Annotated in this window: 20 protein-coding genes; 14 read left to right on the forward strand and 6 right to left on the reverse strand. The window is 63.5% G+C overall.

The genetic code is table 11. From position 1 onward, the window contains the following. Positions 1–186: 186 nt before the first annotated feature. Positions 187–417 carry a hypothetical protein gene (locus ACWGXF_RS09700; protein WP_100086428.1) on the reverse strand — a complete coding sequence of 77 codons (231 nt, stop codon included), beginning with the start codon at positions 415–417 and terminating at the stop codon, positions 187–189. A gap of 14 nt (positions 418–431) precedes the next feature. Here ACWGXF_RS09700 and xseB point away from each other — a divergent pair, with 14 nt between their 5' ends. The 5 genes from xseB to ACWGXF_RS09725 all read left to right on the forward strand — a co-directional run bounded on the left by xseB (position 432) and on the right by ACWGXF_RS09725 (position 6,204). Then, a complete protein-coding gene (gene xseB, locus ACWGXF_RS09705; protein WP_003069159.1) occupies positions 432–671 on the forward strand; it encodes an exodeoxyribonuclease VII small subunit in 240 nt (79 codons plus the stop codon). A gap of 38 nt (positions 672–709) precedes the next feature. Beyond that, entirely contained in the window at positions 710–1,651 is a 942-nt protein-coding gene (locus ACWGXF_RS09710) for a polyprenyl synthetase family protein (RefSeq protein ID WP_051517745.1), read from the forward strand. Positions 1,652–1,716: 65 nt separating this feature from the next. Then, complete coding sequence (gene dxs / locus ACWGXF_RS09715; protein WP_003069165.1) at positions 1,717–3,585, forward strand: 1-deoxy-D-xylulose-5-phosphate synthase; 1,869 nt, start codon at positions 1,717–1,719, stop codon at positions 3,583–3,585. Positions 3,586–3,863: 278 nt separating this feature from the next. After that, positions 3,864–4,946 (forward strand): type 2 periplasmic-binding domain-containing protein, encoded by a 1,083-nt coding sequence (locus tag ACWGXF_RS09720; RefSeq protein ID WP_039049105.1) that lies wholly within the window; start codon positions 3,864–3,866, stop codon positions 4,944–4,946. A 175-nt stretch (positions 4,947–5,121) separates the two neighbouring features. Next, positions 5,122–6,204, forward strand: coding sequence for a TRAP transporter substrate-binding protein (locus ACWGXF_RS09725; RefSeq protein WP_003069176.1), 1,083 nt, complete (start codon positions 5,122–5,124; stop codon positions 6,202–6,204). Between the two features lie 84 nt (positions 6,205–6,288). On the opposite strand, the gene ACWGXF_RS09730 is transcribed toward ACWGXF_RS09725, so the two are convergent. From ACWGXF_RS09730 to ACWGXF_RS09745, 4 genes are all read right to left on the reverse strand, one after another. Beyond that, complete coding sequence (locus ACWGXF_RS09730) at positions 6,289–6,840, reverse strand: hypothetical protein (RefSeq protein ID WP_452101865.1); 552 nt, start codon at positions 6,838–6,840, stop codon at positions 6,289–6,291. A gap of 104 nt (positions 6,841–6,944) precedes the next feature. Continuing rightward, the gene (locus ACWGXF_RS09735) at positions 6,945–8,786 is read right to left on the reverse strand and encodes a TRAP transporter large permease (protein ID WP_256631050.1); all 1,842 of its coding nucleotides are present in this window, start codon (positions 8,784–8,786) and stop codon (positions 6,945–6,947) included. Positions 8,787–8,805: 19 nt separating this feature from the next. Beyond that, entirely contained in the window at positions 8,806–9,426 is a 621-nt protein-coding gene (locus ACWGXF_RS09740) for a TRAP transporter small permease subunit (RefSeq protein ID WP_003069181.1), read from the reverse strand. Between the two features lie 346 nt (positions 9,427–9,772). Beyond that, positions 9,773–10,948 (reverse strand): helix-turn-helix domain-containing protein, encoded by a 1,176-nt coding sequence (locus tag ACWGXF_RS09745; protein ID WP_256631049.1) that lies wholly within the window; start codon positions 10,946–10,948, stop codon positions 9,773–9,775. Positions 10,949–11,106: 158 nt separating this feature from the next. Here ACWGXF_RS09745 and ACWGXF_RS09750 point away from each other — a divergent pair, with 158 nt between their 5' ends. The 6 genes from ACWGXF_RS09750 to ACWGXF_RS09775 all read left to right on the forward strand — a co-directional run bounded on the left by ACWGXF_RS09750 (position 11,107) and on the right by ACWGXF_RS09775 (position 17,766). Continuing rightward, positions 11,107–11,577, forward strand: coding sequence for a (2Fe-2S)-binding protein (locus ACWGXF_RS09750; RefSeq protein WP_256631048.1), 471 nt, complete (start codon positions 11,107–11,109; stop codon positions 11,575–11,577). Positions 11,578–11,610: 33 nt separating this feature from the next. Beyond that, complete coding sequence (locus ACWGXF_RS09755; protein WP_256631047.1) at positions 11,611–13,998, forward strand: xanthine dehydrogenase family protein molybdopterin-binding subunit; 2,388 nt, start codon at positions 11,611–11,613, stop codon at positions 13,996–13,998. Positions 13,999–14,032: 34 nt separating this feature from the next. Further along, complete coding sequence (locus ACWGXF_RS09760; protein WP_012839354.1) at positions 14,033–14,818, forward strand: FAD binding domain-containing protein; 786 nt, start codon at positions 14,033–14,035, stop codon at positions 14,816–14,818. A gap of 138 nt (positions 14,819–14,956) precedes the next feature. Further along, positions 14,957–15,877, forward strand: coding sequence for an AAA family ATPase (locus tag ACWGXF_RS09765; RefSeq protein ID WP_202788646.1), 921 nt, complete (start codon positions 14,957–14,959; stop codon positions 15,875–15,877). Continuing rightward, a complete protein-coding gene (locus tag ACWGXF_RS09770; protein ID WP_256631046.1) occupies positions 15,864–17,105 on the forward strand; it encodes a vWA domain-containing protein in 1,242 nt (413 codons plus the stop codon). Before ACWGXF_RS09765 ends, ACWGXF_RS09770 begins: the two co-directional genes overlap by 14 nt. Before the next feature lie 13 nt (positions 17,106–17,118). Next, entirely contained in the window at positions 17,119–17,766 is a 648-nt protein-coding gene (locus tag ACWGXF_RS09775; RefSeq protein WP_256631045.1) for a CoxG family protein, read from the forward strand. Positions 17,767–17,829: 63 nt separating this feature from the next. Here ACWGXF_RS09775 and ACWGXF_RS09780 read toward each other — a convergent pair whose 3' ends face one another. After that, positions 17,830–18,213 carry a nuclear transport factor 2 family protein gene (locus tag ACWGXF_RS09780; RefSeq protein ID WP_003069196.1) on the reverse strand — a complete coding sequence of 128 codons (384 nt, stop codon included), beginning with the start codon at positions 18,211–18,213 and terminating at the stop codon, positions 17,830–17,832. Between the two features lie 268 nt (positions 18,214–18,481). On the opposite strand from ACWGXF_RS09780, the gene ACWGXF_RS09785 reads away from it, so the two are divergent. Genes ACWGXF_RS09785 through ACWGXF_RS09795 form a run of 3 tightly spaced genes read left to right on the forward strand, consistent with a single transcriptional unit; the run spans position 18,482 to position 26,643 of the window. Further along, on the forward strand, positions 18,482–20,248 hold the full coding sequence (locus tag ACWGXF_RS09785) for an MdtA/MuxA family multidrug efflux RND transporter periplasmic adaptor subunit (protein ID WP_452101866.1): 1,767 nt from the start codon (positions 18,482–18,484) through the stop codon (positions 20,246–20,248). Between the two features lie 24 nt (positions 20,249–20,272). After that, on the forward strand, positions 20,273–23,473 hold the full coding sequence (locus ACWGXF_RS09790; RefSeq protein WP_452101867.1) for an MdtB/MuxB family multidrug efflux RND transporter permease subunit: 3,201 nt from the start codon (positions 20,273–20,275) through the stop codon (positions 23,471–23,473). Continuing rightward, positions 23,470–26,643 carry an efflux RND transporter permease subunit gene (locus tag ACWGXF_RS09795; protein WP_256631042.1) on the forward strand — a complete coding sequence of 1,058 codons (3,174 nt, stop codon included), beginning with the start codon at positions 23,470–23,472 and terminating at the stop codon, positions 26,641–26,643. The genes ACWGXF_RS09790 and ACWGXF_RS09795 overlap by 4 nt, the downstream gene beginning before the upstream one ends. Position 26,644 lies beyond the last annotated feature (1 nt).

Consider the following 26,644-nt stretch of genomic DNA (forward strand, 5'->3'; position numbering starts at 1 on the left):
ATGACCTGACCTAAAGACTCCCCACAGGGAGGGTGCACGTGCGCACACGGTAAAAAACGAAACCGGCCTTGTCTGGACACGGGCCTCAGGCAATGGGCGGTGGCGCATGGCCAGCCGACTCGTTTGCCCGACCGGATGACCAGGCACGTGGCCGGCTTGACGGGAATGGGATTATAGGCTGTGGGGTTATTTCCGTTTTTCTGGTACGTGTATTGACGTTATTTCGACGCTGTAGCGATTGATCCTGTCAGCAAGCTGCCAGCCATCTGCAAACCGTGGCAGGTCGTCAAAAGGGCCGGCGCGGACGGCATCGACCTGGCCGGAAGTCACAGCCAAGACATCTCCCGCCTGCCGGCTTTGCGGGCATTGCACGCCAATGGTGCAGGGACGCCTAAAATCGTCGTTTTCGTCCAACATAGCCCACACCATCCATGCCCAAGGCCGCTGCCGCCAAAAAATCCGAACAGCCTGTCAGCTATGAAGCTGCTTTGCAGGAGCTGGAACAACTGATTGCGCAGATCGAATCGGGTCAGCTTCCGCTGGAGCAGATGCTCAGCGGCTACCAGCGTGCGGCCGAGCTGCTGGGCTTTTGCCGCAGCCAGCTCGAAGCCGTGCAGGAGCAGGTCAAGGTACTGGACGAAGGCAAGCTGTCTGCCTGGACCCAGGACTGATCCCGGTGTCCGCGCTTTGTGCTCTGAAGATGCAGCCCATGAATGAATCAATGATTGCCGAACCATCGACGCCTTTGAACGAGGGCAAGCCTGCCCTGGATTTTTCCGTCTGGATGCAGGAGAGACTGGCGCGCACCGAAGATGCGCTGTCGCGCTGGGTGGGCATCAATGCACCTGCGGGCCTGGGCGAGGCCATGCGCTACGCCGTGCTCGATGGTGGCAAGCGCTTGCGACCGCTGCTGGTCTGGGCGGCCGCCGAGGCGGTGGGCGGTCTGGCTGCGGCCACGCTGCGCGCAGGTTGTGCCGTAGAACTGATTCACGCTTATTCCCTGGTGCACGACGACATGCCCTGCATGGACAATGACACCATGCGCCGTGGCAAGCCCACCGTGCATGTGCAGTTTGGCGAAGCCTCGGCCCTGCTGGCCGGCGATGCCCTGCAGGCTCTGGCGTTCGAGCTGTTGCTGCCTGAAGACGATGGCATTCCCTGCTCCATGCAGGCCAAGCTGTGCCGCCTGCTGGGCGCAGCGGCGGGCAGCCAGGGCATGGCCGGCGGCCAGGCCATCGACCTGGCCAGCGTGGGCAAGCACCTGAGCGAGGCGCAACTGCGCGAAATGCACCGCCTCAAGACCGGTGCGCTGCTGCTGGGCAGCGTGCTCATGGGTGCTGCCTGCAATGCACAGACCGATGCCCGGGCGCTGGCCGCGCTGACCGACTATGGCCAGGCACTGGGCGTGGCCTTCCAGGTGGTGGACGACATTCTGGATGTGGTGGCCGACTCCGCAACGCTGGGCAAGACGGCCGGCAAGGATGCGGCCAATGACAAGCCCACTTTCGTGTCGCTGCTGGGGCTGGAGGCTGCGAGAGCCCATGCCGAGCAGCTGCGCCAGCAGGCCCATGCAGCCTTGACGCGCAGCGGTCTGGCCGACACGCAGGCCTTGGGTGCACTGGCCGATATGGTTGTGCAGCGCACCCACTGAGATTTAATAGAGAAGCCCTGTAATCCAGTATTGGTAAACACTAGCAGCTATTAAAAATATAGAACATGTCCACGAATACCTCTTCCCTGCTGCACAACATCAACGATCCCGCAGATATGCGCGGTCTCTCGCGCTCCCAGCTCAAGAGCCTGGCCGCAGAGCTGCGCACCTATGTGATCGACAGCGTTTCCAGGACCGGCGGGCACCTCAGCTCCAATCTGGGGACGGTGGAGTTGACCGTGGCGCTGCACTCGGTGTTCAACACGCCCTATGACCGCATCGTCTGGGATGTGGGCCATCAGACTTATCCGCACAAGATATTGACCGGTCGCCGTGATCGCATGGGCACGCTGCGCCAGTTCGGCGGCCTGTCCGGCTTTCCCCAGCGGGCCGAGAGCGAATACGACACCTTTGGCACGGCGCACTCGTCCACCAGCATCTCTGCGGCGCTGGGCATGGCTTTGGCCGCCAAGCAAAAAGGCGAAGACCGGCGGGCCATTGCCGTGATCGGTGACGGCGCGATGACGGCCGGCATGGCTTTCGAAGCGCTGAACAACGGCGGCGTGCATGACGCCAACCTGCTGGTCATCCTCAATGACAACGATATGAGCATCAGCCCGCCCGTGGGCGCGCTCAATCGCTATCTGGCCCAGCTGATGAGCGGCCAGTTCTATGCCAAGGCGCGCGATGTGGGCAAGAGCGTCCTGAAGCAGGTGCCGCCCTTGCTGGAGCTGGCCAAGCGTCTGGAACAACAGGCCAAGGGCATGGTCGTGCCTGCCACCATGTTCGAGCAATTCGGCTTCAACTACATCGGTCCCATCGATGGCCATGATCTCGATTCGCTGATTCCCACGTTGGAGAACATCAAGGGTCTCAAGGGGCCTCAGTTCCTGCATGTGGTCACCAAGAAAGGCCAGGGCTACAAGCTGGCCGAGGCCGACCCCGTGGCCTATCACGGCCCCGGGAAATTCGACCCGGCGGTCGGTCTGGTCAAGCCAGCCACGCCTGCCAAGCAGACCTTCACCCAGGTGTTTGGTCACTGGCTCTGCGATATGGCTGCCAAGGACCAACGTCTGGTCGGCATCACACCCGCCATGCGTGAAGGCTCGGGCATGGTGGAGTTCCACAAGCGCTTTCCCGGCCGCTACTACGACGTGGGCATCGCCGAGCAGCATGCCGTCACTTTCGCCGGCGGTATGGCCTGCGAAGGCGTCAAGCCCGTGGTGGCCATCTATTCCACTTTCTTGCAGCGTGCCTACGACCAACTGATCCACGACGTTGCGCTGCAGAACCTGCCCGTGGTGTTTGCGCTGGACCGCGCCGGTCTGGTGGGCGCCGACGGTGCCACGCACGCCGGCGCTTACGACATCGCCTTTGTGCGCTGCATTCCCAATATGAGCATGGCCTGCCCGGCGGACGAACGCGAAACGCGCCAGTTGCTGACCACGGCCTATGAGCAGGATCACCCTGTCTGCGTGCGCTACCCGCGCGGCGCCGGTGTTGGCGTGACTCCGCTGGAAAGCCTGGAAGGCCTGCCCTTTGGCAAGGGCGAGATGCGCCGTGAATCAGCTTCCAAAAAGGTGGCGATTCTGGCCTTTGGCAGCTTGCTGTACCCTGCCTTGCAGGCAGCCGAAGCCTTGGATGCCAGTGTTGCCAATATGCGCTGGGCCAAGCCTCTCGATGAAGAGCTGTTGCTCCAGATCGCTGCAGATCATGAGCTCATCGTCACGCTGGAAGAAGGCTGCGTCATGGGCGGCGCTGGCAGTGCCGTCATGGAGAGCCTTGCCGCCCATGGCCTGAGCAAGAGCGTGCTGCAGCTGGGTCTGCCCGACGAATTCATCGAGCATGGCGACCCCGCCAAGCTGCTTGCGCTGCAGGGGCTGGATGCGGCAGGCATCGAGGCCTCCATCCGGAAGCGTCTGGCTGCGGGCTGATGCGATAGGGACATCGTTTACGCAAAACGAATTCAGGCAGATGCCCGCTCCAGGGAGGCAGGCCGTTGCTGCATCCTTGTTTGCGTAAGTCATGATGGACTGAAACCAGGCCCTTCATCGAAGGGCCTTTTTCTTTGCTTGCCGTCAAGAAAACTGACGGCAACCGCGAATCGCCACACGGCCGGCGTCTGCGTTCCTAGAATGCCTGTGGCTGCCGGCCTGCGATCAGGCTGCTGCAGCCGGCTTTGCAATGGACAACTACTAGCGGAGAAATATTCATGGATCGTCGCTCACTCGTCAAACATGTGGGCATGGCCGGTGTGCTGGCAGCGGGCGTGGCTCCTGCGGTGCGCAGCCAGGAGCTGCTGCGCTGGCGCTTGGTGACGAGTTTTCCCAAAGTCCTCGACGCCATCTCTGGCGGGGCCGAGAAATTTGCCCAGTCGCTGCGGCTTATGTCGGGCGGCCAGATCGAGGTCAGCGTGCACTCTGCAGGCGAGCTGATGCCTGCCTTTGGCGTGATGGAGGGGGTGCAGAACGGCTCGGTCGAAATGGCTTTGACCGCTCCCTACTATTTCACCGACAAGGACTACTGCTTTGCACTGGGTTGTGCCGTGCCCTTTGGTCTGACGGCGCGGCAGATGGATGCCTGGATGGAGTATGGAGGTGGGCGCAAGCTCATGGATGATTTCTACGCCCAGTACAACATTAGGAGTCTGAGCGCCGGCAATACCGGCACGCAGATGGGGGGCTGGTATCGCAAGGAAATCAAGACCGTGCAGGATCTGCATGGTCTGCGCATGCGCGCTGGCGGCGGCTTGCTCGGCGATGCGCTGCAAAAGCTGGGCGTGCAGGCCGTCAACATGCCCATTGCCGATGCGCAGCAGGCGCTGGAAAAGAACCGCCTCGATGCGGTGGAGTTCGTCGGCCCCTATGACGACCAGAAGCTGGGCTTCGGCAAGATCGCGCCCTACTACTACTATCCGGGCTGGTGGGAGGGCGGTGCCGAGCTGGCCTATTTCATCAATGCCAAGGCCTTTGCGGCCCTGACGCCCGAGCTGCGCGCCATGGTGGAGGCCGCAGCGGCGCTGGCCGCCAAGGATCTGACTGCCAAGTACCTGGCGTACAACCCCGCTGCGCTCAAGAAGCTGCTCAGCGAACGCGTGCAGCTGCGAGCCTTTCCACGCGAGCTCATGGATGCGGGGTTCAAGGCCGTGATGGCTACCATGGCCGAGCATGAAGGCAAGTCGGCGCAGTTCAAGAAAATTCACAGAAGCATGCGCGGATTTCAGCACGACCAGTTGCTCTGGGATCGTTTCTCCGAGTTCCGCTATGCCAGTTATATGAGTGCGGTACGTCTGTAGTGATTGATTGTTTTCAATTGGGCGCGCATCACTAGGTAGAACTTCTTAAGCGAACGGTCACTTTTTAGCGCTTGCGAAACGGTTGGCTCGTGTACATTTTGTGCCTGTTGCATAAAACAAGCTGGCATAGATCAGTGGTCTGTATCAGCTCAATTCGTTCCTCAAGGAGACTAAAGTGGATCGTCGTTCCATTCTGAAAAATGCCGGTATCGCCGGCGTGCTGGCCGCGGGTGCAGCACCTGCTGTTCACGCCCAAGCCGCTGTGCGCTGGCGCCTGGCCTCCAGCTTCCCCAAGTCGCTGGACACCATTTTCGGCAGTGCTGAAAAGCTGTCGCAACTGGTCAAGGCCATGTCGGGCGGCAAGTTCGAGATTTCGGTGCACCCCGCTGGCGAGCTGATGCCCGCTTTCGGCGTGGTGGATGCGCTGCAGGGCGATACCATTGACATGGCACAGACCGCTGCCTACTACTTCACCGGCAAGGATCCCATCTTCGCCTTCAGCTGCGCCGTGCCCTTCGGCCTGACCGCACTGCAGATGAACGGCTGGAAGGATCATGGCAACGGCCGCAAGCTCCTTGACGCCTTCTTTGCCAAGTACAACTTCAAGACCGCATCGGCCGGCAACACCACGACCCAGATGGGCGGCTGGTACCGCAAGGAAATCAAGACCGTGGAAGACCTCAAGGGTCTGAAGATGCGTCTGGGCGGCGGCGTGTTCGGCGAGGCCATGGCCAAGCTGGGCGTGGTGGCGCAGAACATGCCCGCAGGCGATGTCTACCAGGCTCTGGAAAAGGGTACGCTGGACGCCGTGGAGTTTGTCGGTCCCTACGACGATGAAAAGCTGGGCTTCAACAAGGTTGCGCCTTACTACTACTACCCCGGCTGGTGGGAAGGCTCTGCCGAGCTGGAGTTCTTCATCAACATCAAGAAGTACAACGCGCTGTCGCCCGAGAACAAGGCGATCCTCGACGCCGCAACCCGCGTGGCTGCTGCCGATATGACCAGCAAGTACCAGGTGCTGAATCCTCAGGCCATCAAGCGCCTGGTGGCCAACAAGACCCAGCTCAAGATGTTCCCCAAGCCTTTGATGGATGCAGGCTTCAAGGCCTCCATGGAAGTGTTTGCCGAGCACGAAGCCAAGTCGCCCGAATTCAAGAAGATTCACCAGGACATGCGCGCCTTCCAGCGCGACCAGATTCTGTGGAACCGCTTCTCCGAGTACCCCTTCAATCAGTACATGGCGACTGCCAAGATCTGATCCCGGTCAGACTCAAGACTGCCGGCGCCATGCGCTGGCTGCAAAAAAACCGCAGCTTGCTGCGGTTTTTTCATGCGTCCGAAATCATGCGAGCCTGAGTTGAGCGGCTCCTGCGTCGGACAGCGCAAACAGCAAATCTTCCAGGGCTTCGACAGGTGCAGAGCCAAGATCTATGGTCGCTTTCACTCCTCCTGCCAGGACTTGCGGGTCCGACATGAAGTGAACGACTTGCTGCAGCCCCGCTTCATCCGGCTCGTTTTCATCATCTCCATCAAACCAATCGTTGAACCAGTCTATGAGCGCTTTGGAAGCCTTCTCTTCTGCCAGACCTTGCACTTCCAGCGATAGCCAGTCCCAGACAAAGGGCTGCAGCTCCACTGCGGAATCACCGATGCGGAAATGAACGGGTTCGAAATCGAGCCGCGTCTGTGAATCCACTTGCACAGGTTCTGGGCTGTCTTTCGATACGGGGATGCTATCAACCCGGCAGGGCAGATTCCATGCACCTTCTGTGGCCAGCGTCCCATCGCTGTTGCGATAGGCCGGCTCCACATAAGAGTCCTGGGCATTGGCGGCCTGTGACAGCAGGTCTGCGTACGGTTGACGGATGGCCGTCAGCAATTCGGCGATGGTCATTGCGGTTTCCTGGGAAAGCAGCAAATCTATCACTCGGCAACCTCTGCCCAATGAAAAAGCCCCGGCTCTGGCGAGCCGGGGCTGTGTCAGCGGAGGGGGCCGATTTACTTGCTCGCAGGAGCAGCGTTCAGTGAATCCTGCAAGGCCTTGGCAGGGTCATCCGAGCCATAGCCGCCTGCATCGGGTGCGGCCGGGGCGGGCTGGCTGCCCTCGGCAGGGGCTGCGGGCACTGCAGAGCCTTCTTCGCCGCCCTCAGGGGCCCCGAAGGGATTGTCTGCGCCATAGCCACCGCCAGCATCGTTGAGCTGGTTGAGCATCTCGTCGCCCACCTTGTTCATGTCCACGACCACGGGTTTGTCGAGCGCGCCGGTCACGATGCCGGGGAAGGCGATCAGCACACCCACCATCACCAGCTGAATCAGCACAAAGGGCACGGCACCCTTGTAGATCTGCATGGTGGTGACGGGCTCGATGACCTTGTGCGTGACCTTGTCGACGTACTGCTTGTCCGGAGCGACCGAGCGCAGGAAGAACAGTGCAAAACCGAAGGGCGGATGCATGAACGAGGTCTGCATGTTCACTGCCAGCAGCACGCCGAACCAGATCAGGTCGATGCCCATCTTCTCGGCCACGGGTCCCAGCAACGGCACCACGATGAACGAGAGTTCAAAGTAGTCCAGGAAGAAGGCCAGGAAGAAGATCATGATGTTGACCACGATCAGGAAGCCGACCTGGCCGCCGGGCAGGCTGGTCAGCAGATGCTCCACCCACTTGGGGCCGTCGGCGGCCTGGAACACCAGGCTGAAGGTGGTGGCGCCGATCATGATGAACATCACAAAGCTTGCCAGCTTGGTGGTCGAGGCCAGGGCCTGCTTGAGCAGGTCCATGTTCAGGCGACGGCGGGCAAAACCCATGATGAGGGCCGCCATGGCGCCCATGGCACCGCCTTCGGTAGGTGTTGCAATGCCCAGGAAGATGGTGCCCAGCACCAGGAAGATCAGCAGCAGAGGGGGGATCAGCACAAAGGTCACGCGCTCGGCCAGCCTGGACAGCAGGCCCAGTTTGAGCACGCGGTTGAGCGAGGCGATCACGAAGGCGATGAAGGTGCCGCCGCACATGGCGGTGACGATCTTCTCGTCGGTGGCGACTTCGGTGATTTCCTTGCCCTGCCACCAGGTGTGCAGGTCGGCCATGTGATTGGCCAGGAAGATGGCCACGATGGTCGAGATGCCCATGACCACGGCCAGCGAGGTATAGCCGGAGTTGCCGTTGGACTCGCGGTAGATGCGCGCTTCGGGCGGCAGTGCAGGCACGGTATGGGGCTTGAAGATGGCGAGGAATGCCACCCAGACCACGTACAGGCCCATGAGCATGAAGCCGGGGATGAAGGCGCCCTTGTACATATCGCCCACGCTCTTGCCCAACTGGTCGGCCATCAGAATCAGCACCAGCGAGGGCGGGATGATCTGGGCCAGCGTGCCCGAGGCCGCAATCACGCCCGATGCGAGGCGGCGGTCATAGCCGTAGCGCAACATGATGGGCAGAGAGATCAGGCCCATGGAAATCACCGAAGCAGCAACCACGCCGGTGGTGGCAGCCAGCAGCGCGCCCACAAAGATCACGGCCAGCGCCAGACCGCCGCGGATGGGGCCGAACACCTGACCGACTGTGTCGAGCAGGTCCTCTGCCATGCCTGAGCGTTCGAGAATCAGGCCCATCAAGGTGAAGAAAGGCACGGCCAGCAGGGTGTCGTTGGCCATGATGCCGATCAGGCGCTGGGGTAGCCAGGCCATCACAGAGGAGGGGAAGACGCCCAGTTCGATGCCCAGAAAGCCGAAGGCCAGGCCCGCAGCACCCAAGCTGAAGGCCACGGGAAATCCCAGCAGCAAAAAGCAGATCAGCCCCGCAAACATGATGGGGGCGTAGTTGGTAGCGATAAATTCCATCGATTGTCTCCCGCTACCGTTAGGCCTTGGCCTGGGCGGCCAGCGCCTCAGCCTGCTTGCGATCGGCTTCGGCACGCAGGGCCTCGGCCAGTTCTTCCTCGGCGCTCTTGTCGCTGAGCTTGCCCATGGGGTCGGGGCCGTCACCGGTCAGGAAGGCAATGCGCTTGATCAGCTCGGAAATGCCCTGCAGCAGCAGCAAGGTGATGCCCACAGGAATCGCCGTCCATACGGGCCAGCGGATCAGCCCGCCGGGGTTGCCCGACATTTCGCCGGACTGGTACATCTGAATCACCACCGGCATGCTCAGCCACAGAATGGTCAGGCATAGGGGGGTGAGAAAGAAGGCAAAACCGATGATGTCGATCCAGACCTGGGCCTTTTTGGACAGTCGGCTGTTGATCACGTCGATGCGCACATGCTCGCGATGCAGCAGGGTGTAGCCCGCAGCAATCAGAAAGGACCATGCGAACAGATACCACTGGACTTCCAGAAAGGCATTGGAGCTGGTGTCAAAGGCCTTGCGAACAATGGCGTTGGCGGCGCTGATGAAGGTGGCGGCAAATATCAGCCAGATGGAATATTTGCCGACAAAGGCGTTGAGCCTGTCGATAGCCCTGGACAGGGCGAGTAAAGCCTGCATGGTGTCTCCAAAAAGTAGGCTGTGTATGCGTCGCGCTGTTGGGGCTGGTAAGCCTCAGGGCGATCTGAGTTTTTGAACCAAACTGGAGATTCTACGGACGCAGGTATGGTGTTTTTTACAAATACGCACGCAAATGTGGCGTCCGAGCGTCAGTTGTGCTTGCTATGCGTACGATAGCTGGAAGTGCATGGCTGGTGCAGCTTAGACGATTGTTTTATTGAGGTATTTTTGATTTGTCATGGGCTTGCTTGCTAGTGTGCGCCTGCTGTCGTGGAGGGTGTTTTCGCGCTGAAACTAGGGCAAATCCGTAGAGAGCCAAACTGCATCAGATCCGGTTCAAGACCTCTTATTTGCTGGCCAGCCGGCGATAGAGCGTGGCCCGGCTCAATCCCAGGTTGCGGGCGGCCACGCTTACATTCCCGTGAGCCTCCTGCATGGCTTGCTGAATCAGCAGCAACTCGCTGGTGCGCAGCGGCGTGGTCATGGCATTGGCAGAGGTTCCCCGGCAGGCTGCTGCGCCGGAACCCGGCATGACGGGGGCGCTCAGCAGGGGACCGGCCTGTGCCAGTGCCAGCAGGCGCAGGCCGGACCATAGCGGCAGTTGCAGTGGCGCCTCGGGCCGCTGGCGCGCATGTTCGATCAGATGACTCCAGGGCAGGGCCAGCAGCTCATGGCTCTGGATGAGCGAGTCCCCCCCAGGGGCTTGCAGAGGACGCGGCACCAGTTGCCTGGCCACGGTATTGCTGCCCAGCAATCGGCCTTCGGCATCAAATACCATCAGGCCTTCGCCTTCCTGGCCCAGAGGTCCGCCGGGCCAGTTCACGCGCAGCAGCAGGGTATGAGGCAGGGCCCGCAGCAATCGATCTTCGATGGCGCGTGCGCAGCGCAGTGCCAGCAGCAGCAGTTCGGGGCGCTCGGGTACATCAATGCCGGTGATGTCCAACATGCCCAGGCACTCGCCCTGAGGGCCGAATACCGGAGCGCCTGCGCAGCTGTAGTCGCGCAGGTCGTCAAAGAAATGCTCCTGCCTGTGCAGCCATACCGGGCTGAGTTCGGCCAGTGTCGCGCCTATGGCCGAGGTGCCCACGCCGCGCTCGGACAGATCCACGCCGACACGGCCTACGGCCAGCGCGCGCAGATCGCTGTGGTCGACGGGGCCTTGCACCTCAAGTGCCAGTCCCTGGGCATCGGTCAGCAGGCAGAAGTAGCGCATGGCACCCACGGCTGCGACCAGTTGCGTCATGACCGGACGTGCGGCCTGCAGCAGCAGCTGGTGTTTGTCCTGGGCGTGGCGCAGCGCGTGAGGTCCGACGGCCTCGAACTCCACTTTTTGCGCGGGATGACGGCCCTGCGCCACGCAGCGCTGCCACGAGCGCCAGAGCCAGGGAGCCAGGCCAGACGGTGCCAGCACATGGGATGAGTCCATCGCCAGCAACTGCTGCCTGGCTAGTACAAGCAGTGAATCGCGTGCACCTGAATGGGCTGCGGCTTGCGCAGAAAGGGCGGGGCTGGCGGGCGACATGCGGACTCCGGACAGTGTTTCATTTTGAGAATATCTGTGCGTGTTTCGCCTGGCTTGGGGGTCAACCCTAGCGCCTTGCATCGCGGTAACTGCCCACCATAGAGAGTGCGGTTGTGCTTTGTTACCCAATTCTTCGGATATAGGCAGGAGGCATCACGATGAATGTTCAGTTCACGGTCAATGGCCGCGCGGCCAGCATTGACGTCCCCCCCAATACCTTGCTGGTGCAGGCGCTGCGTGAACAGCTGCGCCTGACGGGCACCCATGTGGGTTGCGATACCAGCCAGTGCGGAGCCTGCACGGTGCTGGTCAATGGCAAGGCCATCAAGTCCTGCACCATGCTGGCCGTGCAGGCCCAGGGCGCCGAGGTGCAGACCATAGAGGGCATGGCCGCTGCCGATGGAACCATGCACCCCATGCAGGCGGCGTTCAAGCAGTGCCATGGCCTGCAGTGCGGCTTCTGCACGCCCGGCATGGTGATGAGTGCGGTGGATCTGTGCCGCCAAAAGCCTCAGGCCACCGATGCCGAAATCCGCGAACTGCTCGAAGGCAATATTTGCCGCTGCACGGGCTACCAGAACATCGTCGCCGCAGTCAAAGCGGGTCGCGACGGCATGAGCGCCGCCTGAGCCGCGCATCACAACTAGAAGAGGAGACACACCATGGGTGCATCTGACTTTTCCAAGCTGCCGCATATCGGCGAAGCCGTTCTGCGCCGCGAGGATGATCGCTTTCTGACCGGCGCTGGCCAGTACACGGACGACATCACGCTGGGCGCGCAGGCCTATGCGGTATTTGTGCGCTCGCCCCATGCCCATGCCAGATTGCGCAGCGTCAACGTGGATGCCGCCAAGGCAGCGCCAGGCGTGGTCGGCGTGCTCACGGGTGCCGATGTGGCGGCCGCCGGCATCAACGGCCTGCCCTGCGGCTGGCTGATCACCAGCACCAATGGCGAGCCCATGAAGGAGCCGCCGCACCCGATTCTGGCCCTCGATACCGTGCGCTATGTGGGCGACCAGGTGGCCATGGTGGTTGCCGAGACCCTGCAGCAGGCACGCGATGCGGCCGAGCTGGTGGAGGTCGATTACGCGGTGCTGCCAGCGGTCGTGAACGTGGCCGATGCGGCGGGCGGCAAAAAGCCCGGCGCCGTGGTTCACGATATCGCCCCCGACAACCGCTGCTACCAGTGGGCGATAGGCGACAAGGCAGCCGTGGATGCCGTGTTTGCGGGCGCGGCCCATGTGACTCGGCTGGACCTGGTCAACAACCGCCTGATTCCCAATGCCATGGAGCCGCGCGTGGCCATCGGCAGCTACAACCGCGCCATGGATGAGTACACGCTGTACGTGGCCAACCAGAACCCGCATGTGGAGCGGCTGCTGATGACGGCTTTCGTCATGGGCCTGCCAGAGAGCAAGGTACGCGTGATTGCTCCCGATGTGGGTGGCGGCTTCGGCTCCAAGATCTTTCTGTATGCCGAGGATGTCTGCCTGACCTGGGCGGCCAAGAAGCTCAACCGCAATATCAAGTGGACGGCCGATCGCAGCGAGTCCTTCCTGACCGATGCGCATGGCCGCGACCATGTCAGCCATGCCGAGATGGCCATGGACGCCGATGGCAAGTTCCTCGCCATGCGTGTGCACACCGATGCGAATCTGGGCGCCTATCTGTCCACTTTCGCCAGCGCCGTGCCCACCATTCTTTATGCAACCTTGCTGGCGGGTCAGTACACCACGCCGCAAATCCATATCGAGGTCGATGCCTGGTTCACCAACACTTCGCCCGTGGATGCCTACCGGGGTGCAGGCCGCCCCGAGGCCACTTATCTGCTCGAGCGCCTGGTCAGCCGCTGTGCCTGGGAGATGAATCTGTCCCAGGCCGAGATCCGGCGTCGCAACTTCATCACCAGCTTTCCCTATCAGACGCCAGTGGCGCTGCAGTACGACACCGGCGACTACAAGGCCTGCATGGATCAGGCCGAGCAACTGGCCGATGTGGCGGGCTTTGCGACCAGGCGCGCAGCCAGCGAGGCCAGAGGCCTCAAGCGCGGCCTGGGCTACAGCAGCTACATCGAGGCCTGTGGCCTTGCTCCCAGCAATATTGCCGGGGCGCTAGGCGCACGTGCCGGTTTGTTCGAGTGCGGCGAGGTGCGCGTCCATCCCACGGGCAGCGTGACGGTGTTTACGGGCTCGCACAGTCATGGTCAGGGGCATGAGACCACTTTTGCCCAGGTGGTGGCGGCCCGACTGGGCATTCCCGTCGAGCATGTGGAGATCGTCCATGGCGATACGGGCCGCGTGCCCTTTGGTATGGGTACCTATGGCTCGCGCTCCATCAGCGTCGGAGGTGCGGCCATCATGAAGGCGCTGGACAAGATCGAGGCCAAGGCCAAGAAGATTGCCGCCCACCTGATGGAGGCCAGCGATGCCGACATCGACTTCGCGGGAGGCGAGTTCACGGTACGCGGCACCGACAGAAAGCTGCCGTTCGCCCAGATTGCGCTGACGGCCTATGTGCCGCACAACTATCCGCTGGACAAGCTGGAGCCGGGGTTGGACGAGACCGCTTTCTACGACCCCACCAACTTCACCTTCCCGGCCGGCACCTATATCTGCGAGGTCGAGGTGGATCCTGCCACGGGCGTGGTGCGTGTCGACCGCTTCAGTGCCGTGGACGATTTCGGCACCATCATCAACCCCATGATCGTGGAGGGGCAGGTCCATGGCGGACTGGCCCAGGGCATCGGCCAGGCGCTGCTGGAAAACTGCGTCTACGACCGTGACTCGGGTCAGTTGCTGACCGGCAGCTTCATGGACTACGCCATGCCCCGCGCCGACGATCTGCCCGACTTCAAGCTGGGTACGGTCTGCACGCCATGCACTCATAACCCGCTGGGTACCAAGGGCTGCGGCGAGGCCGGGGCCATAGGCTCGCCGCCAGCCGTCATCAATGCCGTGCTCGATGCTCTGCATTCCCTGGGCGTCAAGGATCTGGACATGCCTGCCAGCCCGCACCGCGTGTGGGAAGCCATCGATGCTGCACGCCCCTGAGGCACCCGACTGAGAGGAAGAGAGGACAACACATATGTATGCCTTCAGTTACTCCAATCCCCGGACGCTGGATGAGGTGAGCGCTGCCAGCGGTCAGTTTCTGGCCGGCGGCCAGAGCCTGATTCCATCCATGAAGCTGCGCCTGGCCCAGCCTGGTGCGATCGTGGACCTCAACCAGGTCGATGGTCTGGCGGGAATCCGCGTCAGCGGCGATCAGGTCGAGATCGGTGCCATGACCCGTCATGCCGATGTGGCTGCCAGCCGCGAGGTGCAGCACGCCATTCCTGCGCTGGCCGAGTTGGCGGGCGGTATTGGCGATCGCCAGGTGCGAGCGCGAGGCACGATGGGCGGCTCGCTGGCCAACAACGACCCCGCGGCATGCTATCCCAGTGCGGTGCTGGGTCTGGGTGCTGTCGTGGTCACCAGTCGGCGCGAGATTGCGGCCGAGGACTTCTTCCAGGGCATGTACACCACGGCTCTCGAAGAGGGCGAGCTGATCAAGGCCGTGCGCTTTCCGGTGCCCAGAAGGGCCGCCTATATCAAGTTCAAGCAGCCCGCTTCGCGCTTTGCGCTGGTGGGCGTGTTTGTGGCGCAGACGGTGCAGGGCGTGCATGTGGCCGTGACCGGTGCGGGACTATCGGTCTTCCGCCACGCAGGCCTGGAAGCGGCGCTCAACCAGAGTCTCACGGCCGCTGCGGCGGCTGCAGTGCCTATCGACGACAGCGAGCTCAACAGCGATCTGCACGCGAGTGCGCGCTACCGGGCGCAGCTGATCAGCGTCCTGACACAGCGGGCGGTGGATCAACTGCTCTCAGTCTGAGCGGCTTGGCCGCTTTCCCCTCTCTCGCTTCGCGGGAGGGGGCAACAGCCTCGCTGCGGGGCGGCCCTGGCTTGCTGTCTCGTTCTTGTATTTTGAAGAAAAGTGGCTCTGGTCTATATGGATAAAGCGCAGGCAGCTATGAATACTGATGTGAACAGCGCTTTGGAGTCGGTGGATGGGCTGCTGGCCGCCTTGCAGGAGGTGGGCTATTTCGCGGACCGGCGTCTGGCTACGGCCGTGTTTCTGGCGCTCAGGCTTCAGCGGCCCCTGCTGCTGGAGGGGGAGCCGGGCGTTGGCAAGACCTCGCTGGCCCAGGCGCTGTCCCAGGTGCTGGCGCGGCAACTGATCCGGCTGCAGTGCTATGACGGCCTGGAGCAGCGTGAAGCGCTGTATGAGTGGAATTACGCGGCTCAGCTGTTGCACCTGCGCGCGGCCGAGCTGCGTGGCGCGGCGGAACTGGAGGCTGTCGAGCAGGAGGTCTATCAGCCGCGCTATCTGGTACGCCGCCCTTTGCTGCAGGCCCTGCAGGCACCTGCGCCCGGCGCGGTGCTGCTGATTGACGAGGTGGACCGGGCCGACGAGCCTTTCGAGGCCTTTTTGCTCGAATATCTGGGCGAGTACCAGGTCAGCATTCCCGAGCTCGGGGTCATCAGGGCCCAACTGCCGCCGGTCACCATTCTTACCAGCAATCGCACGCGTGATCTGCATGACGCGGTCAAGCGCCGCTGTCTCTATCACTGGCTGGACTATCCCGAGCGCGAGCGCGAGCTGGCCATTGTCCAGTCCAAGGTGCCTGAGGCCGCAGCGGCCTTGACCGAGCAGATCGCGCGCTTTGTGGACCGGCTGCGCAGCCGCCCGTTTGCCGATGCCTTCGAGCGCACGCCCGGCATTGCCGAAAGCGTGGAGTGGGCCAAGGCGCTGGTGGCGCTCGACACCCTGGTCATAGACCCCGAGCTGGTGCACGAGACGGCGGGCATTCTGTTCAAGCAGCGCGAGGACGTGGCCGCGCTCACGCCAGAGCGTCTGCAGCAATTGCTGGAGCCCGATGCCACACCCTGAGCTGCAGGCGCAGTCGCCAGAGCGGCCCGCAAGCGTGAGCTGGTGGGGGGACGCGCGCAGCGGCAAGCTGCCCATCAATCTGCTGGGGTTTGGCCGAGCCCTGCGCCGCGCGGGGCTGGCGGTGGATGCCGAGCGCCTGGCGCTGGCCCAGAAAGGCCTGATGCTGGTGGGCATGAACCGCGAGGACGTGGCCGCCGCGCTGGAGGCCGTGCTGGTTTCGCGCGAACAGGATCTGGCGGTCTTTCGCGAGCTGTTTGCGGCCTACTTTCGCAACCCCGAGGTGGCCCAGCAGCTTCTGAGCCAGTTGCTGCCGGGCGCGCCTGAGGCTGCCAGGCCGCGTCACAGGCCGCGTGTGCAAGAGGCCTTGTCGGCGATTCGCGCCGCACGGCAAAAGACCGCGAGCGAGGAGCTGACGCTGGATGCCGCCATGTCGGCCAGCGACCGGCGCAGGCTGCAATACGCGGATTTCAACCAGCTCAGTGCCAGCGAGTACCGCCTGGTGCAGCAGCTGGCGCGCGATATCCGCTTGCCGCTGCCAAGCTATCGCAGTCGCAGAAGCGAGCTGCGCGCATCGGGGCTGCGCGTGCACTGGCCCGCCAGTCTGAAGGCAGCGGCAGCCACGGGCGGCGAGCTGGCAAGTCTCAAATGGCGCAGGCGCAAGCGGCTGCCCATGCCCTGGCTGGCGCTGGTCGATGTGTCGGGCTCCATGGAGCGCTATGTGCGTCTGCTGCTGGCATTTCTGCACCAGGCCACCAGCCCCCGGCGCTATCCGCAGCTGCGCCGCCATGTCTACAGCATGGGAACCGGCCTGCAGGAGCTGAACCGGGCTTTTGCCCACAGCGACCCCGATGCCATGCTGGCCCAGCTCAATCACGACATCGACGATTTCGGCGGCGGCACCTGCCTGGGAGAGTGCCTGGCACAGCTGCGCCGCCAGGGGGCGCGCCATCTGGTGGGGCGACGTACCCTGGTGCTGCTGGTCAGCGACGGGCTGGATACCGGCGACAGTGCGCTGCTGGAGCGGGAGCTGCAATGGCTGGCGCGGCACAGTGCGCGCATTGTCTGGCTCAACCCCTTGTTGCGTTTTGACGGGTATGCCCCGCTGGCCAAAGGCGCGCAGGTGCTGCATCGTCACAGCCATGCCATGCTGGCCGTGCACAACCTGCAGTCGTTGCAGCAACTGGCTGCCCACCTGGCGAAGCTGCTGCAACTGCCTCACCGAGATTGAAAAGGAGAACACCATGGAAATGCATGCCAGCCGTCCTCTTGCCGTGAGCCAGCAGCAGGCCTGGGAGGCGCTCAATGATCCGCAAACCTTGCAGCAATGCCTGGCCGGCTGCGAGAAGTTCGAGGATGCAGGCGATGGCTCCTATGCGGTGACCATGTCCGTGAAGATCGGTCCGGTATCGGCCAAGTTCAACGGCCGGGTCACGCTGTCGGACGTGCAGCCGCCCAAGAGCTACACGATTGCCTTTGAAGGTCAGGGCGGTGTGGCCGGCTTTGGCAAGGGCCAGGCCAAGGTCGATCTGACGCCCACCGATGCAGGGCATTGCGAGCTGCAGTACGAGGTGCAGGCGCAGGTGGGCGGCAAGATTGCCCAGTTGGGCCAGCGCCTGATCGACGGCGCAGCCAAGAGCATGGCCGAGGACTTCTTTGCGCGCTTCGAAGCCTTGATGCAGCAGCTCCACCCTAGCGAGCAGTCCGAAGACGAAGGCGGTGCAGAAGAGCTGGATACACGCTCCTGGGAGCACGACGCAGCCTCCACCAGCTACGCGCCGCTGGACGCCACGCCCTCGGCGCCGCCGCGCGAATCGTCAGGCATCCCCGTCTGGGCCTGGGGCCTTGGGGCTGTCATCGTGCTGGGCGCGCTCTGGCTGCTGACCCGTTGACCAGCGCATGAATAAAAAAGCCCCTGAGCCTGAGGCCAGGGGCTGGATGGAGCTGGCCAAACCTTACTGAGGCTGGGCGTGGAAAGCCTTGTTGGCAATCTTCCAGCCCTGCTCGGTCTTGAGCAGCACAAAGTAGTCGGTGAAGGTCACGGCACCGTGGTAGAGCGTGACCTTGGCCATGGCGGCCGTGCCCACGATGTCCAGGGAGTCGATGACGCGGCGACGCGTGGCTTCGTCGGCGGCGGGCGTGTTCTTGAAGCGCTGGCAGTAGAAGTCCAGGTCCCAGGAGGTCAGCGGGCCTTCGCGCACGGACTCCAGCCGGGCCGTGGGCATGAAGGCTGCGCGCATATGCTCGGCATTGTCTTCGGCATGGCCGCGCATATACAGCTCCAGCGGCACGCGCACGGCGGCTTCTTCGGGGTGATTGGTCAGGCGTTCGGTGGTCATTTGGGTTTCTCCTTGGAGCCGGATTCCCTGTGCCGCATGGCGGACGCAGCAAGGGGCAGTGTCAGCCGCCAAGCATGAGGCCTGAAAAAGCCGTCATTGCTGCTATGAAAGTCAGCACTGTTTAAGTCTCCGAATACGGAACTTCAGCAGGTAAACCCAAGGTAAAGCGGGGGTAAATGCTGGCAAAGCCGGCGCTGCCTGACCCGGGGTTTGATTGCAACTGGATACCATTGGCGCCAATTCAGGCTCGAAATTCCTGCGCTCAACCATGTTCAGCTCATCCAAATTGCACCCCAATCGTCATTCTTTACAGCAGGGCAAGGTCCGGCCCGTTTTGCTTGCCACGGTGGTGCTCGCCCTGGCAGCCGCTGGCGGTGGCTATTGGTGGTATGCGCAAAAACAGGGTACAAGCGGCGATACGTCTGCGTCTGCAGCTCCTAAGCAGGGAGCGGGCGGGCCCGGTGCACGCGCAGGGCGCAATGGTCGCGCAGGGCCGGGCGGCCCCGGCGGCCCTGGCGGCATGGGCCAGGCTCAGCCCGTGAGCGTCGGAGTGGTGGAGCAGCGTGACATGCGCGTGCTCGTGAGCGCCATCGGCACCATGAATGCACGTGCCACGGCCGTGGTGCGCGCCAAGGTTTCGGGCGAGCTGCTCAAGCTGCACTTCAAGGAGGGGGACGAGGTCAAGGCCGGCCAGTTGCTGGCCGAGATCGACCCGCGCAGCTTTGCTGCCTCGCTGGCGCAGGTGCAGGGCTCTCTGGCACGCGATCAGGCCCAGCTCAAGAATGCGCAGCTCGATCTGCAGCGCTACAAGGAACTGCAGGCCCAGGACTCGATTGCCCGCCAGCAGGTCGATACCCAGGCCGCGCTGGTGCGCCAGCTGCAGGGTACGGTGGCGGCCGATCAGGGTCAGGTCGATGCGGCCAAGCTGCAGCTGAGCTATACCAGGATCACGGCTCCCATCTCGGGTCGCCTGGGCCTGCGCCAGGCCGACCTCGGCAACGTGGTCAACCCTTCCGATACCAACGGGCTGGTGACAATCTCCCAGATTCGCCCCATCGACGCCGTTTTCTCCATTCCCGAAACCCATGTCGGCACGCTGGCCCAGCAACTGCGCGAGGGCAAGCTCATGCCCGTAGAGCTCTGGGACCGCGAGCAAAAGCAGATGCTGGCCAAGGGCCAGCTCAATGCGCTGGACAACACCATCGACACGACCACGGGCACGGTCAAAGCCAAGGCCTCGTTCGACAACGCGGAGCGCAAGCTGTTCGCGAATCAGTTCGTCAACGTCAAGCTGCAGCTGCGCCAGATCGATCAGGCGCTGGTCGTGCCCGCGAATGCGGTGCAGAACAATTTCGTCTATCTGGTCAAGCCCGACAACACGGTCACCCAGCGCAAGATCACTGTGGGCGTGACGGACGGTGACTATGTCAGCGTGCGCGGCGAGCTGGAGCCCGGCGACAAGGTGGTGACCGACGGCATCGACCGCCTGCGCGAAGGCGCGCAGGTGACGGTGGTGGACTCCGAAAAGGTCAAGAAGGTCGACCAGGCCGTGCAGGATGCCGCCAACCAGCCGCGCGGCATGATGCGCAACCTCAGTCCCGAGCAGCGTGAAAAAGTCTCCAAGATGACGCCCGAGGAACGCAAGGAGTTCTTCCAGAAGCTGCGCGCCGAGCGCGGTGCCAATGGCGGCAATGCAGGTTCTGGCCAGGGACCGCGTGGCACGGACGCCCGTGGCGATCAGCCGCGCGAGGCGCAGGGCAGTCCCTCCAAGCCGGACGCCAAGACCGATGCGAGGCCGGATGCCAAGCCTGCCGCTGCGAACGAGGCCAGGCCCCAGGCCGGCGCCGAGCGTGGTGAAGGCGGTGAGGCTCGCACGGAAAGATCCGAGGGCCGGGGGGACCGTCCCCAGCTGACTCCCGAGCAGCGCGCCAAGCTGGAGGCCCTGTCGCCCGAAGAGCGCCGCGCTTTCTTCCAGAAGCTGCGCGCCGAGCGCGAAGCAGGCGGCAAGGCTGAGACCAGCGGCGCGGCGCGCTGAGCATAGCCAGAGCCTGCGGCCATCATGAATCTCTCGCGCCTCTTCATTCTTCGGCCCATCGCCACCAGCTTGCTGATGGTGGCGGTGCTGATCTCGGGCATTCTTGCCTACCGCCTGTTGCCCATCTCGGCCCTGCCCGAGGTGGACTACCCCACCATACAGGTCACCACGCTCTACCCCGGGGCCAGCCCCGATGTGATGACCTCCAACGTCACGGCACCGCTGGAGCGCCAGTTCGGCCAGATGCCAGGGCTGGACCAGATGTCCTCGACCAGTTCGGGCGGCGCATCGGTGATCAGCCTGCGCTTTGCGCTCGATATGTCCATGGACGTGGCCGAGCAGCAGGTGCAGGCCGCCATCAACGCGGGCACCAATCTGCTGCCCAGCGACCTGCCCATGCCCCCGCTCTACAGCAAGGTCAACCCGGCCGATGCGCCGGTGCTGACACTGGCCATCAGCTCGCCTTCGCTGCCCGTCATCAAGATCAACGATCTGGTGGAGAACCGCCTTGCGCCCAAGCTCTCCCAGGTCAAGGGCGTGGGCCTGGTGGCCATTGCCGGCGCGCGCCGCCCGGCCGTGCGCATCCAGGCCAACCCCGCAGCGCTGGCCAGCTTCGGCATGACGCTGGACGATGTGCGCACCGCCATCTCTGCGGCCAACGTCAAGACCGCCAAGGGCAGCTTTGATGGCCCCAACCGCGCATCGACCATCGATGCCAACGACCAGATGCAGTCGGCGGCCGAGTACCGCAACCTGATCATCGCCTTCAAGAACGGCAACCCCGTGCGCCTGTCCGATGTGGCGCAGACCCTGGACGACGCCGAGAACACGCGTCTGGCAGCCTGGTCGGGCACGCCCGAGACCGGCTCCAAGTCGGCCGTGATCCTCAATATCCGCCGCCAGCCCGGCGCGAACGTGATCGACACCGTCGATGCCATCAAGAACCTGCTGCCCCAGCTCAAGGAGACGCTGCCGGCCTCTATCGACGTGCAGGTGCTGACCGACCGCACCGTGACCATTCGCGCCTCGGTCAAGGACATGCAGTTCGAACTGGCCCTGGCCATCGCCCTGGTGGTGATGGTGATCTTCCTGTTCCTGCGCAGTGCATCGGCCACGCTGATTCCCAGCGTGGCGGTGCCGCTGTCGCTGGTAGGCACTTTCGGCGTCATGTATCTGGCGGGTTTTTCCATCAACAACCTCACGCTGATGGCACTGACCATCGCCACGGGCTTTGTGGTGGACGATGCCATCGTGATGATCGAGAACATCGCCCGCTATGTGGAAAAGGGCGAGCCGCCCATGCAGGCCGCGCTCAAGGGTGCCAAGCAGATCGGCTTCACCATCATCTCGCTGACCATCTCCCTGGTCGCGGTGCTGATTCCGCTGCTGTTCATGGGGGATGTGGTGGGCCGTCTGTTCCACGAATTCGCGATCACCATGACGGTGGCGATCCTGATCTCGGCCGTGGTTTCGCTCACGCTCACCCCCATGCTGTGCGCGCGCCTGCTGCGCCACCAGCCCGAGGCCGAGAAGAAAAAGGCCGAGTCCAAGGGCTTCGGCGCTGCGGTCGCGCGCTTTTTCGACAAGGTGATTGCCGAATACGGCCGCATGCTGACCTGGGTGCTGGATCACAGCAAGCTGACCTGGCTGGTGTTCATCGCCACGCTGGTGGTCACGGTGCTGCTGTATTTCGTCGTGCCCAAGGGCTTTTTCCCCGAGCAGGATACGGGCACGATTGCCGCGACCACCGAGGCCGACCAGTCCATCTCCTTTGCCGCCATGGCCGAGCGCCAGCAGGCGCTGGCCGAGCATTTGCTCAAGGACCCGGCCGTGGCATCCATCTCCTCGTTTATCGGTGTGGATGGCACCAACACCACGCTCAATACCGGCCGCATCCAGATCGACCTCAAGCCCCATGCCCAGCGCGACCGTCTGCCCGTGGTGCTCAACCGCCTGGCCGAGGACTCCCGCGCCGTGCCCGGCATCCGCCTCTATGCCCAGCCCGTGCAGGACCTGACCATAGAGGATCGCCAGGCTCGCACCCAGTATCAGTTGCTGCTTTCCTCGCCGGACATGAACCAGCTCACGGCCAGCACCAGGATGTTGGTCGAGCGTCTGCAGCAACTGCCCCAGCTGCTCGATGTGAGCAGCGATCTGCAGAACCAGGGCCGTCAGGCCTATGTGCAGATCGACCGGGCCCAGGCCAGCCGCCTGGGCGTGACGGTCTCGTCGGTGGACTCGGCGCTCTACAACGCTTTCGGCCAGCGTCTGATCTCCACCATCTTCACGCAGTCCAACCAGTACCGCGTGGTGCTGGAGGTGGCGCCGCAGTTCAAGATCGGGCCCGAGGCCCTGCAGAACATCTATGCCGCATCGAGCAACGGTGCGCCGGTGCCGCTGTCCTCGATTGCCACGGTGAGCGAGCGCCCGATGGCGCTGGCCGTCAACCATGTGGGGCAGTTGCCTGCGGCCACCATTTCGTTCAACACCGCATCCGGCGTGTCGCTGGGTCATGCGGTGGAGGCGGCGCAAACCATTATTGCGCAACTGCGCGACGAGGGGCAGATCCCGCTGTCGGTGGACACGCAGTTCCAGGGCGCGGCGCTGGCTTTCCAGGCCTCGCTCTCCAACACCCTGCTGCTGGTGCTGGCCGCCATCATCACCATGTACATCGTGCTGGGCGTGCTCTACGAGAGCACGATTCACCCGATCACGATTCTCTCCACCCTGCCGTCGGCGGGTGTGGGGGCGCTGCTGGCGCTGCTGGTGTCTGGGCTGGATCTGGACATCATCGCCATCATCGGCATCATCTTGCTGATCGGCATCGTCAAGAAGAATGCCATCATGATGATCGACTTCGCGCTGGACGCCCAGCGCGAGGAAGGCATGAATGCGCGCGACGCGATCTACCAGGCCTGTCTGCTGCGCTTCCGTCCGATTCTCATGACCACGCTGGCGGCCTTGCTGAGCGCGTTGCCCATGATGCTGGGAACCGGCGTGGGCAGCGAGCTGCGCCAGCCCCTGGGCGTGACCCTGGTGGGCGGTCTGCTGCTGAGCCAGCTGCTGACGCTGTTCACCACGCCGGTGATCTATCTGACTTTTGAAAACTGGGCCGAGGGCTGGCGCACCAGGCGCGGCCTGCCGGCCGTCAAGCATGTGCCGCATTCCGAAGCCGAGGTCATGGGCGAGGCCGAGGATGGCGGCCGGGACGGGGCGCGTCCATGAGCATCTCCACGCCCTTCATCTTCCGGCCCATTGCGACCCTGCTGCTGACCATAGGCATGGCTCTGGTGGGCGGGGTGGCCTATTTCCAGCTGCCGGTGGCGCCGCTGCCGCAGGTGGACTATCCGACGATTTCGGTGACCGCCAGCCTGCCCGGCGCGGCGCCGGACACCATGGCGGCCACCGTAGCCACGCCGCTGGAGCGCGCCCTGGGCGCGATTGCGGGCGTCAACGAGATGACGTCCAGCTCCAGCATGGGCAGCACGCGCATCACGCTGCAGTTCGATCTGACGCGCACGGTGGACAGCGCTGCCCACGACGTGCAGGCCGCCATCAATGCGGCGCGCACGCTGCTGCCTTCGGGCATGCCGGGCAACCCGACCTATCGTAAGGTCAACCCGGCCGACGCGCCCATCATGATTCTGGCGCTGACATCCCAGTCCCTCACACGAGGCCAGATGTATGACGCAGCCTCCACGGTGCTGGCGCAGAAGCTGGCCCAGGTGGAAGGCGTGGGCCAGGCATCGATCAACGGCGGCGCGCTGCCGGCCGTGCGCGTGGAGCTGGACCCGGTGCGGCTGGCCGCCAATGGCGTATCTCTGGATTCCGTGCGCACGGCCATCACCGCCACCAATGCCAACCGCCCCCTGGGCGCCGTGGAGCGCGAAGACCACTACTGGCAGGTGGCCACCAACGACCAGGCCCGCACCGCAGCCGAATACGCGCCCCTGGTGCTGCGCTGGAACAACGGCAATGCCGTGCGCCTGTCCGATGTGGCCGATGTCACCGACTCCGTGCAGGACATACGCAACTACGGCGTGATGAACGGCAAGCCTGCCGTGCTGCTGCAGGTGTTCAAGCAGCCCGACGCCAACATCCTGCAGGCCGTGGACAAGGTGCGCGCCATGCTGCCCCAGCTCAGGGCTTCCATCAATCCGGCCATCGATGTCACGGTGATCTCGGACCGCACGCCCACGCTGCGCGCCTCGGTCAAGGAGGTGCAGAACGCGCTGCTGATCTCGATAGCGCTGGTCATCATGGTGGTGTTCGTCTTTCTGCGCCGTCTGCGCGCCACGCTGATTCCGGCCGTGGCCGTGCCTGCCTCGCTGATGGGCACCTTCGGCGTCATGTATCTGTGCGGCTATACGCTGGACAACCTCTCGCTGATGGCGCTGACGGTGGCCGCAGGCTTTGTGGTGGACGATGCCATCGTGGTGCTGGAGAACGTGATGCGCCACATGGAGCGCGGCAAGACCGCCATGCAGGCTGCCATCGAAGGCGCGCGCGAGATCGGTTTCACCGTGGTCTCCATGAGCCTGTCGCTGATTGCGGTGTTCGTGCCCATTCTGTTCATGGCCGGCATCGTGGGGCGGTTCTTCCGTGAGTTTGCCGTGGTCATGTCGGCGGCGATTCTGGTCTCCATGATCATCTCGCTGACCACCACGCCCATGATGTGTGCGGCTCTGCTGCGCACACCGGCAGAGGAGGAGCGCCGCCGTGCCGAACGCGCCAGGCGCCCCTTCACGCGTCGCTGGGATGCGCTGTGGCTGCGCATCTCGCTGGCCATGGATCGCTTCGAGCTGCGCGTGACGGCGCTTTACCGCCGCACCCTGGCCTGGGGTCTGCGCCACCAGCCCGTGGTGCTGCTGAGTCTGGTCGCGGTCATAGGCCTCAACATCCATCTCTACCAGACCATAGACAAGGGCTTCATGCCCAGCGAGGACACGGGCCGCGTCATGGGCTTCATCCGTGCCGACCAGTCCACGTCCTTTCAGGCCATGGAGCGCCGCATCAAGCGTTTTCTCGATGTGGTGCAACAGGACCCGGCCGTGGAGTATGTGACCGGCTTCACCGGCGGCGGCCAGGCCAATGCGGCGAATATGTTCATGTCGCTCAAGCCCATGGCCGAGCGCAAGGTGTCTAGCGACGAGGTCATCAACCGCCTGCGTGAAAAGCTCAAGGACGAACCTGGCGCGCGGCTGTTCATGATGACCCAGAGCGATGTGCGCATCGGCGGGCGCCAGAGCATGTCTTCCTATCAGTACACGCTGCAGGCCGACGATACGGCCGAGCTGCGCCTGTGGGAGCCGCGCATCCGCCAGGTGCTGTCCACGCTGCCGGAACTGACCGATGTCAACAGCGATGTGCAGGACAACGGCATGCAGACCAAGCTGGTCATAGACCGCGACCAGGCCACGCGCCTGGGCCTGACGGTGGCGCAGATCGACAACACGCTCAACGATGCCTTCGGCCAGCGCCAGGTGGGCGTGATCTACAACCCGCTCAACCAGTACCGTGTGGTGATGACGGCCTCGTCCCAGTATCTGCAGAGCCCGGAGACGCTGCGCGGCTTCTTCTTCGTCAACAGCGCGGGCCAGCAGATTCCGCTGACGGCCTTTGCCAGGATCACCACCTCGACCACGCCGCTGTCCGTGCAGCACCAGAGCGGCACGCCCGCCAGCACCGTGAGCTACAACCTGGCGCCCAATGTCTCGCTGTCGCAGGCCAATGACGCGATCCGCAATGCCATGCTGGAGCTGGGCGTTCCGGTGTCCATTCGCGGCAGCTTCAGCGGCTCGGCCGGAGCCTTCCAGCAGGCGCTGGCGGGCCAGCCCCTGCTGATTCTCGCGGCCATCATCACCATCTATCTGGTGCTGGGCATCCTCTACGAGAACCTGGTCCACCCGCTGACGATTCTGTCCACGCTGCCCTCGGCCGGCGTGGGCGCGCTGCTGGCGTTGATGTGGTTCAAGACCGAGTTCTCGCTGATCGCCTTCATCGGTGTGATCCTGTTGATCGGACTGGTCAAGAAGAACGCCATCATGATGATCGACTTCGCGCTGGAACGCGAGAAAGGCGGTCATGCCACGGCGGCCCAGGCCATCTATCGGGCCTGCCATCTGCGCCTGCGCCCCATACTGATGACCACCATGGCGGCCCTGTTCGGCGCGCTGCCCCTGGCCCTGGGCCGGGGCGACGGTGCCGAGCTGCGCCAGCCCCTGGGCATTGCGATCGTGGGTGGCCTGCTGCTGAGCCAGTTGCTCACGCTCTACACCACGCCCGTGGTCTATGTGCTGCTGGACCGTGTGCGCTGCAGTGTGCTGCGCCTCTGGGCGCGCCGTCCGGCCAGAAGGCGCGGCGCTCAGGCCTCTGCCATGGCTGAGGCGAAGTGAG

It is taken from the genome of Comamonas sp. HJ-2 (genome assembly GCF_053615495.1).

Coding starts and splice junctions, on each gene's coding strand:
- ACWGXF_RS09700 (WP_100086428.1), bottom strand. CDS start 417: ATGTTGGACGAAAACGACGATTTTAGGCGTCCCTGCACCATTGGCGTG.
- xseB (WP_003069159.1), top strand. CDS start 432: ATGCCCAAGGCCGCTGCCGCCAAAAAATCCGAACAGCCTGTCAGCTAT.
- ACWGXF_RS09710 (WP_051517745.1), top strand. CDS start 710: ATGAATGAATCAATGATTGCCGAACCATCGACGCCTTTGAACGAGGGC.
- dxs (WP_003069165.1), top strand. CDS start 1,717: ATGTCCACGAATACCTCTTCCCTGCTGCACAACATCAACGATCCCGCA.
- ACWGXF_RS09720 (WP_039049105.1), top strand. CDS start 3,864: ATGGATCGTCGCTCACTCGTCAAACATGTGGGCATGGCCGGTGTGCTG.
- ACWGXF_RS09730 (WP_452101865.1), bottom strand. CDS start 6,840: ATGACCATCGCCGAATTGCTGACGGCCATCCGTCAACCGTACGCAGAC.
- ACWGXF_RS09735 (WP_256631050.1), bottom strand. CDS start 8,786: ATGGAATTTATCGCTACCAACTACGCCCCCATCATGTTTGCGGGGCTG.
- ACWGXF_RS09740 (WP_003069181.1), bottom strand. CDS start 9,426: ATGCAGGCTTTACTCGCCCTGTCCAGGGCTATCGACAGGCTCAACGCC.
- ACWGXF_RS09745 (WP_256631049.1), bottom strand. CDS start 10,948: ATGTCGCCCGCCAGCCCCGCCCTTTCTGCGCAAGCCGCAGCCCATTCA.
- ACWGXF_RS09750 (WP_256631048.1), top strand. CDS start 11,107: ATGAATGTTCAGTTCACGGTCAATGGCCGCGCGGCCAGCATTGACGTC.
- ACWGXF_RS09755 (WP_256631047.1), top strand. CDS start 11,611: ATGGGTGCATCTGACTTTTCCAAGCTGCCGCATATCGGCGAAGCCGTT.
- ACWGXF_RS09760 (WP_012839354.1), top strand. CDS start 14,033: ATGTATGCCTTCAGTTACTCCAATCCCCGGACGCTGGATGAGGTGAGC.
- ACWGXF_RS09765 (WP_202788646.1), top strand. CDS start 14,957: ATGAATACTGATGTGAACAGCGCTTTGGAGTCGGTGGATGGGCTGCTG.
- ACWGXF_RS09770 (WP_256631046.1), top strand. CDS start 15,864: ATGCCACACCCTGAGCTGCAGGCGCAGTCGCCAGAGCGGCCCGCAAGC.
- ACWGXF_RS09775 (WP_256631045.1), top strand. CDS start 17,119: ATGGAAATGCATGCCAGCCGTCCTCTTGCCGTGAGCCAGCAGCAGGCC.
- ACWGXF_RS09780 (WP_003069196.1), bottom strand. CDS start 18,213: ATGACCACCGAACGCCTGACCAATCACCCCGAAGAAGCCGCCGTGCGC.
- ACWGXF_RS09785 (WP_452101866.1), top strand. CDS start 18,482: ATGTTCAGCTCATCCAAATTGCACCCCAATCGTCATTCTTTACAGCAG.
- ACWGXF_RS09790 (WP_452101867.1), top strand. CDS start 20,273: ATGAATCTCTCGCGCCTCTTCATTCTTCGGCCCATCGCCACCAGCTTG.
- ACWGXF_RS09795 (WP_256631042.1), top strand. CDS start 23,470: ATGAGCATCTCCACGCCCTTCATCTTCCGGCCCATTGCGACCCTGCTG.